The sequence below is a fragment of the Pseudomonas boreofloridensis genome, from assembly GCF_030580795.1.
In the GTDB taxonomy this organism is placed as follows: Bacteria; Pseudomonadota; Gammaproteobacteria; order Pseudomonadales; family Pseudomonadaceae; genus Aquipseudomonas; species Aquipseudomonas boreofloridensis.
This window is the reverse complement of the sequence record NZ_JAUQOQ010000002.1, coordinates 412411-419957: the sequence shown is the minus strand read 5'-3', so window position 1 is coordinate 419957 and position 7547 is coordinate 412411. Positions and strand designations below refer to the sequence as shown.

The following is a 7547-nucleotide window of genomic DNA, read 5'->3' as shown; positions in this document are numbered from 1 at the left end:
CCATGATCAAACTCTTCAGTTCAATACTGCTTGGGTTTTTAAGAAACCCTAAACTTGGCTCAGCAATCTCAAATGACTATGTGATTTCTCGCATGGCCACTTGTGATGCTGATAATCTAGGCGACGATCAGTCCATACTCACAAGCACCCACACGAATTGCTTGATTCGATTTGTTAAAGAGCGTTTGGCTAAGAGCGTTTCGTCTCAACCGAGGCCGCGGATTCTACAGCAGCCTTACTTCGTGTCAAGCATTTGTTTTGAAGTTTTTACCGAGAAACTCGTTTAGCTTCAAACACTTGACTCGCTGCGATCTCTCGTAGCGGGAGGCGAATCATACAGCACCAAACGATGCTGTCAACTGCCTTTTTCACCGCTTTCAACCCGAGGATCGAAGCCCTTCGCACCGCACCGAACTCGCTTAACTCGTTGATTTTCAAGGAGTTTCGTGTTCCGTTTGCTGCGGAAGTGGGGCGCATTATAAGGGGATCTGAACAGCGGTCAAGGCTTAATTTCAAATAAATTCAAATAGTTGAAACAAAGCGGGGTGGCCTACCGGCCACCCCACTCACTTATAGAGAGGTCTACCACCCCACCTACACCACGCCGGCATCCCTCAACCCTTGCACGACACTCGCCTCCAGCCCCAGCACCTCTTCGAGTACCACCTGAGTATGCTCACCCAGCAAGGGCGGCGCGTGACGGTACTCCACCGGTGTACGCGACAGCCGGATAGGACTCGCCACCTGCGGCACACTGCCCGCCAACGCATGCGGCACATCCAGCGCCAGCCCACGGGCCAGCACCTGCGGATCCTGGAACATCTGCGCCAGGTCGTTGATCGGTCCGCACGGCACACCCGCCTGCTCCAAAAGGCCAACCCATTGCGCCGTAGTCTTGAACACCGTCACCTGACGGATCAGTGGGATGAGCTCCGCTCGATGCGCTACCCGCAGCGTGTTCGTGGCAAACCGCGGGTCGTCCGCCCACTGGGGCTGACCCGCCACCTCAGCGAACTTGCGGAACTGCCCATCGTTCCCCACGGTAAGAATGAAATCGCCGTCTGCAGTGGGAAAGTCCTGGTAGGGAACGATGTTGGGGTGCGCGTTACCCAGCCGCTTCGGTGCAACTCCGGTGGTCAGGTAGTTCATCGCCTGATTCGCCAGACACGCCACTTGCACATCCAGCAACGCCATATCGATATGCTGGCCTTCGCCCATCTGGTCGCGATGGGCAAGCGCAGCCAGAATCGCAACCGTGGAATACAAGCCCGTCAGGATATCCGTCAGCGCCACCCCGACTTTTATCGGCCCCGCGCCTTCCTCGCCCTCAGGGCGCCCGGTCAGGCTCATCAACCCGCCCAGCCCCTGAATCATGAAATCGTAGCCCGCTCTTTTGGCATATGGACCGGTCTGGCCAAAGCCCGTGATCGAACAATAGATAAGGGTGGGGTTGACCATCTTCAGGCTGTGATAATCCAGCCCATAGCTGGCCAGACCGCCCACCTTGAAGTTCTCGATGACGATATCGGACTTGGCCGCCAGCTCACGCACCAGGCGCTGACCCTCGGGCTGGGTGAAATCAATCGTGACCGAGCGCTTGTTGCGATTAGCGGACAGGTAATAAGCAGCTTCACTGGTACTCTCGCCCTGCGCATCCTTGAGGAAGGGCGGCCCCCAGGCGCGTGTATCGTCGCCACTGCCGGGACGCTCGACCTTGATCACATCCGCGCCCAAGTCGGCGAGAATCTGTCCACACCAAGGTCCGGCCAACACCCGAGACAGATCCAACACCCGCAGGTGAGAAAGCGCTCCCATGGCCTGCTCCTTCTATTAATAGAACGCCTGGATGCCAGTCTGGGCACGCCCGAGGATCAGCGCATGAATGTCATGGGTACCTTCATAAGTGTTGACCACTTCGAGGTTGACCAGATGCCGGGCCACACCGAACTCATCGGAAATGCCATTACCGCCAAGCATGTCGCGGGCCAGACGGGCGATTTCAAGCGCCTTGCCGCAAGAATTGCGCTTCATGATCGAGGTGATTTCCACCGCCGCCGTGCCCTCATCCTTCATCCGCCCCAGACGCAGGCAGCCCTGCAGGCCCAGGGTGATTTCAGTCTGCATGTCGGCGAGCTTCTTCTGGATCAACTGATTGGCCGCCAGCGGGCGGCCGAACTGCTGGCGATCGAGCGTGTACTGGCGCGCGGTGTGCCAGCAGGCTTCCGCCGCGCCCAGTGCTCCCCACGAGATGCCGTATCGCGCTGAATTCAGACATGTAAACGGCCCCTTGAGACCACGCACTTCAGGGAAGATGTTCTCCTCCGGCACAAACACACTGTCCATGACGATCTCGCCAGTGATCGAAGCACGCAGGCCCACCTTGCCGTGAATGGCCGGCGCGCTCAGGCCTTTCCAGCCTTTTTCCAGAATGAAGCCACGAATATCACCGGCATCATCCTTGGCCCAAACCACGAATACGTCGGCAATGGGGCTGTTGGTGATCCACATCTTGCTGCCAGTCAGGCTGTAGCCACCCTCGACCTTGCGTGCCCGAGTGATCATCGCCCCAGGATCGGAACCATGGTTGGGCTCGGTCAGACCGAAGCAACCGATCCATTCGCCGCTGGCCAGCTTCGGCAGATATTTCTGCTTCTGCGCCTCGCTGCCAAAGGTATCGATGGGCACCATCACCAAGGAAGACTGCACGCTCATCATCGAGCGGTAACCGGAGTCGATGCGCTCCACCTCGCGAGCGATCAATCCGTAGCACACGTAGTTCAGGCCACTGCCGCCATACTCCACCGGGATGGTTGCGCCCAGCAGACCGACCTCGCCCATCTCGCGGAAAATCGCTGCATCGGTACGCTCATGACGAAAGGCCTCGACCACACGCGGCGCCAGCTTGTCCTGGGCGAACTGGTAGGCGCTGTCGCGCACCATGCGTTCTTCTTCGGTGAGCTGCTGATCCAGCAGCAGCGGATCGATCCAGTTGAAGCTTGCTTTACCGGCCATGTGATGAGTCCTCTGCAGATGTCCGATGAATAGGGCTGGCGTTGATCCTAGGTCCGAATCGGCAGCACGACAAACGAGGATTGCGCACCTACCTGTGTTGTTTTCTCACTCCAAGAGAGGACAGAATCGCCTGAGTGACCCTTGATGAGTGAGATTGACGTACATGCGCCGGAAGATCCCTAGCACCGCCGCGTTGGTCTGCTTCGAAGCTGCAGCCCGCCACGAGAGCTTCACCAAGGCCGCACAGGAGCTGGCACTGACCCAGGGCGCCGTGTGCCGACAGATCGCCAGCCTGGAAAGCTTCCTCACCGTAGAGCTGTTTCGACGCTCGCAACGCGGAGTCAAGCTGAGCGAAGCCGGCCTTTCCTATAGCCGCCAGGTGGCAGCGCAGCTCGATGCGGTGGAGCGCGACACACTGTCGGTAATGCGCCAGCAAGGCGCCAGTGTCATCGAACTGGCCGTGGTGCCTACCTTCGGCACTCAATGGCTGCTGCCCCGACTCAAGGATTTCCAGCAACGTCATCCGCAGGTGACGGTCAACCTGACCAACCGTACTCGGCCCTTCCTGTTCGCCGACACGCCTTTTGATGCGGCCATCTACTTCGGCGATGCCGACTGGTCTGGCACCCAATCGCACCGGTTGATGGGCGAGAACCCGGTGCCGGTGTGCTGTCCGCACTGGCTCGAAAAGCAGGACTGCATCGAGCCGGGAGAAATCGCACAGCTACCCTTGCTGCAGCAGACCACTCGCCCCTACGCGTGGCGACAGTGGTTCACCAGTCTCGGCATGACTGTGGAGCGGGACATGACTGGGCCGCGCTATGAACTGTTCTCAATGTTGGCCCAGGCGGCCATGCACCAGATGGGCATCGCCTTGATTCCCCCTTTCCTCATCCAACGCGAGCTGGAGGAAGGACGCCTGGTGGTCGCAAACAGGCATGTGCTGACCAGCGACAAGGCCTACCATCTGATGATTCCAGAGCGCAAGATCGAGTCGGCTTCGCTTCGTGCTTTCCGCGATTGGCTGATAGGTCAAGCGCACGCCTACACCCGTCTCATGTAGCCCGCCTGTGCTGTAGTTCCTAGTCAAATAAACCTACAGATGTATGGATATGTCGCCTATCCATAAACAATCTTATGACTTCGACGAAATCTCTGAACGCCCCGCACAGCGTGAGCTAGAGGTGACATTTACGACATTCACCAATCTGTGAGCGAAACACAGGAAAAAATCTCGTTTTCCTCATCTATGATGCGAATGTCCCATTCTAGACGCGTCGAAGCCCATGCATTGCGACACATGGTCACAGTGTGACTTGTAGTTTTAACTTCGTTTCGCTCCAGAACTGGTTGATGCCGTTTCGGTTCCTCTGCAAAATGCCTCGCCCGCCCCGGAACCGGCGGTATGCATGCTCAACGACCGCTCCAGCCGCACCACCCGAAGTGGGCTGGAAATCAACAATGACAAAGGTCACCGCAGGAGAAAAAGTCGTGCACATTGGTGTTCCTCTCGAGACGCAGACGGGTGAGACGAGGGTCGCTGCGACCCCGGAAACCATCAAGAAACTGGTTGGCCAAGGCCATCGGATCACCGTCGAACGTGGGGCCGGGCTCAAGGCCAGCATTCCGGATACGGCCTATGAAGCCGCAGGCGCCACCCTGGGCGAGGCCGCCGACGCACTGGGCGCACAGTTGGTGCTGAAGGTGGTGGCCCCCAACGACCAAGAATTAGGCCAGATCAACCCAGGTAGTGTTCTGGCGGGCATGCTCAACCCCTTCAACAATGATTTGATCGCCAAGATGGCCGATCGCGGCATCACGGCCTTTGCCCTAGAAGCGGCACCCCGCACGTCGCGGGCCCAGAGCCTGGACGTGCTGTCGTCACAAGCCAACATCGCCGGCTACAAGGCCGTACTGCTTGCCGCTCACCATTATCCGCGCTTCATGCCCATGCTGATGACCGCCGCCGGTACGGTGAAGGCTGCCCGTGTACTGATCCTGGGCGCTGGTGTCGCCGGGCTACAGGCCATCGCAACAGCCAAGCGCCTGGGTGCGGTGATCGAAGCCTCGGACGTACGCCCGGCAGTCAAGGAGCAGATCGAGTCGCTGGGTGCGAAATTCATCGACGTCCCCTACGAGACCGATGAAGAACGCGAGTGCGCCGAAGGCGTCGGTGGCTATGCCCGCCCCATGCCGGCCAGTTGGATGCAGCGTCAGGCACAGGCGGTCCACGAACGCGCCAAGCAGGCCGACATCATCATCACCACGGCACTGATTCCAGGACGCAAGGCACCGACGCTGCTGAGCGCAGAAACCGTTGCGCAGATGAAGCCTGGCTCGGTGGTCATCGACCTGGCCGCAGCCCAAGGTGGCAACTGCCCCCTCACCGTGGCCGACCAGGTGGTGATGGCGCATGGCGTGACCCTCGTAGGTCCGACCAACCTTCCCGCACAGCTGGCGGCCGACGCCTCGGCGCTGTACGCACGCAACCTGCTGGATTTCATGAAGCTGCTGTTCGACAAGGACGGCGCTCTGGCGATCAACCTCGAAGACGACATCGTCGCCGCGTGCCTGATGTGCCGCGACGGCCAGATCGTGCGCAAGAACGGCTGAGGAATACGACTATGGAAGACATGCTGATTTCCCACGGCATCTACAACCTGATCATCTTCGTGCTGGCGATCTATGTCGGCTATCACGTGGTCTGGAATGTCACTCCCGCGCTGCACACGCCACTGATGGCCGTGACCAACGCCATTTCCGCGATCGTCATCGTCGGCGCCATGCTCGCAGCCGCCCTGACCGTGACGCCAGCCGGCAAAGTGATGGGCACACTGGCCGTGGCTTTGGCTGCGGTCAATGTGTTCGGCGGCTTCCTGGTCACTCGCCGCATGCTGGAAATGTTCAAGAAGAAAACCAAGAACGCGGGGCAGAAGCAACCATGAGCATGAATCTGGTCACCCTCCTTTATCTGGTCGCTTCGATCTGTTTCATCCAGGCACTCAAAGGCCTGTCGCACCCGACCACGTCGCGACGCGGCAACCTGTTCGGCATGATCGGCATGGCGATCGCCACGCTGACCACCATCGGCCTGATCTACAAGCTGGCCGCGCTCTCGGTGGGCAACGGCGGCGCCACGGCAGGCATCGGCTACGTGCTCGTCGGCCTGCTGATTGGCGGCAGCGCGGGCGCGATCATGGCCAAGCGCGTGGAAATGACCAAGATGCCCGAACTGGTCGCCTTCATGCACAGCATGATCGGCCTGGCTGCGGTCTTCATCGCGATCGCTGCAGTGCTGGAACCGCAGTCGCTGGGCATCGTCGCGCTCATCAGCGATCCGATCCCGACCGGCAACCGGCTCGAACTGTTCCTCGGCGCCGCCATCGGCGCTATCACCTTCTCCGGCTCGGTCATCGCCTTTGGCAAGCTGTCGGGCAAGTACAAGTTCCGCCTTTTCCAAGGCGCTCCGGTCCAGTTCGCAGGCCAGCACAAGCTGAACCTGATCCTGGGTATCACAACACTGGCCCTGGGCCTGCTGTTTACCTTCACCGGCCATTACAGCGCGTTCACCCTGATGCTGGTGCTGGCCTTCATCATGGGCGTGCTGATCATCATCCCCATCGGCGGCGCCGACATGCCGGTGGTGGTTTCGATGCTCAACAGTTACTCGGGCTGGGCGGCGGCGGGTATCGGCTTCTCGCTGAACAACTCGATGCTGATCATCGCCGGCTCCCTGGTCGGCTCCAGCGGTGCGATTCTGTCGTACATCATGTGCAAGGCCATGAACCGCTCGTTCTTCAATGTCATTCTCGGTGGCTTCGGTGGCGATGCCGATGCCGGCGCCTCGGCGGGCACTCAGGAACAGCGCCCGGTGAAATCCGGCTCGGCCGATGACGCGACCTTCCTGTTGAGCAACGCCGACAGCGTGATCATCGTCCCCGGCTACGGCCTGGCGGTAGCGCGCGCGCAGCATGCGCTGAAGGAACTGACGGAGAAGCTGACGCACAACGGCGTGACCGTGAAGTACGCCATCCACCCGGTGGCGGGGCGCATGCCTGGCCATATGAACGTGCTCCTGGCCGAGGCAGAAGTCCCCTATGACCAGGTCTTCGAAATGGAAGACATCAACGCCGAGTTCGGGCAAGCCGACGTGGTGCTGGTGCTTGGCGCCAACGACGTGGTCAACCCGGCGGCGAAGAACGATCCCAAGTCGCCAATCGCCGGCATGCCGATTCTCGAGGCCTTCAAGGCCAAGACCATCATCGTCAACAAGCGCTCCATGGCCAGCGGCTATGCCGGGCTCGACAACGAATTGTTCTACCTGGACAAGACCATGATGGTGTTCGGTGACGCGAAGAAGGTCATCGAAGACATGGTCAAGGCCGTGGAGTAGCACTTTTCCTGCTGAACCGAGCGACATGAAGAAGGCCCCAGGAAGATCTTTCCTGGGGCCTTGTCGTTTTGCTGATCCAGATCAACGGCTCTACGACCGGGCTTCTCATACGACCATGGTCGCGGGACGGCCCCGGGCGAAA

General features: G+C 59.7%; 6 protein-coding genes. 4 read left to right on the top strand and 2 right to left on the bottom strand.

The genetic code is table 11. The features are described 5' to 3' along the window. Positions 1-594 precede the first annotated feature (594 nt). Together Q6A47_RS04165 and Q6A47_RS04160 are read right to left on the bottom strand one after the other, a co-directional pair. Complete coding sequence (locus Q6A47_RS04165; RefSeq protein WP_304483200.1) at positions 595-1815, bottom strand: CaiB/BaiF CoA transferase family protein; 1221 nt, start codon at positions 1813-1815, stop codon at positions 595-597. Positions 1816-1830: 15 nt separating this feature from the next. Beyond that, complete coding sequence (locus Q6A47_RS04160) at positions 1831-3012, bottom strand: acyl-CoA dehydrogenase (RefSeq protein ID WP_039582465.1); 1182 nt, start codon at positions 3010-3012, stop codon at positions 1831-1833. 163 nt (positions 3013-3175) lie between these two features. Here Q6A47_RS04160 and Q6A47_RS04155 point away from each other — a divergent pair, with 163 nt between their 5' ends. The 4 genes from Q6A47_RS04155 to Q6A47_RS04140 all read left to right on the top strand — a co-directional run bounded on the left by Q6A47_RS04155 (position 3176) and on the right by Q6A47_RS04140 (position 7405). Further along, positions 3176-4075, top strand: coding sequence for a LysR family transcriptional regulator (locus tag Q6A47_RS04155; protein WP_304483198.1), 900 nt, complete (start codon positions 3176-3178; stop codon positions 4073-4075). A 428-nt stretch (positions 4076-4503) separates the two neighbouring features. Continuing rightward, positions 4504-5625, top strand: a complete 1122-nt coding sequence (locus tag Q6A47_RS04150) for a Re/Si-specific NAD(P)(+) transhydrogenase subunit alpha (RefSeq protein WP_116887321.1) — start codon at positions 4504-4506, stop codon at positions 5623-5625. Between the two features lie 11 nt (positions 5626-5636). Further along, positions 5637-5957, top strand: a complete 321-nt coding sequence (locus Q6A47_RS04145) for an NAD(P) transhydrogenase subunit alpha part 2 (protein WP_039582464.1) — start codon at positions 5637-5639, stop codon at positions 5955-5957. Further along, a complete protein-coding gene (locus Q6A47_RS04140; protein ID WP_304483196.1) occupies positions 5954-7405 on the top strand; it encodes an NAD(P)(+) transhydrogenase (Re/Si-specific) subunit beta in 1452 nt (483 codons plus the stop codon). Before Q6A47_RS04145 ends, Q6A47_RS04140 begins: the two co-directional genes overlap by 4 nt. Positions 7406-7547 lie beyond the last annotated feature (142 nt).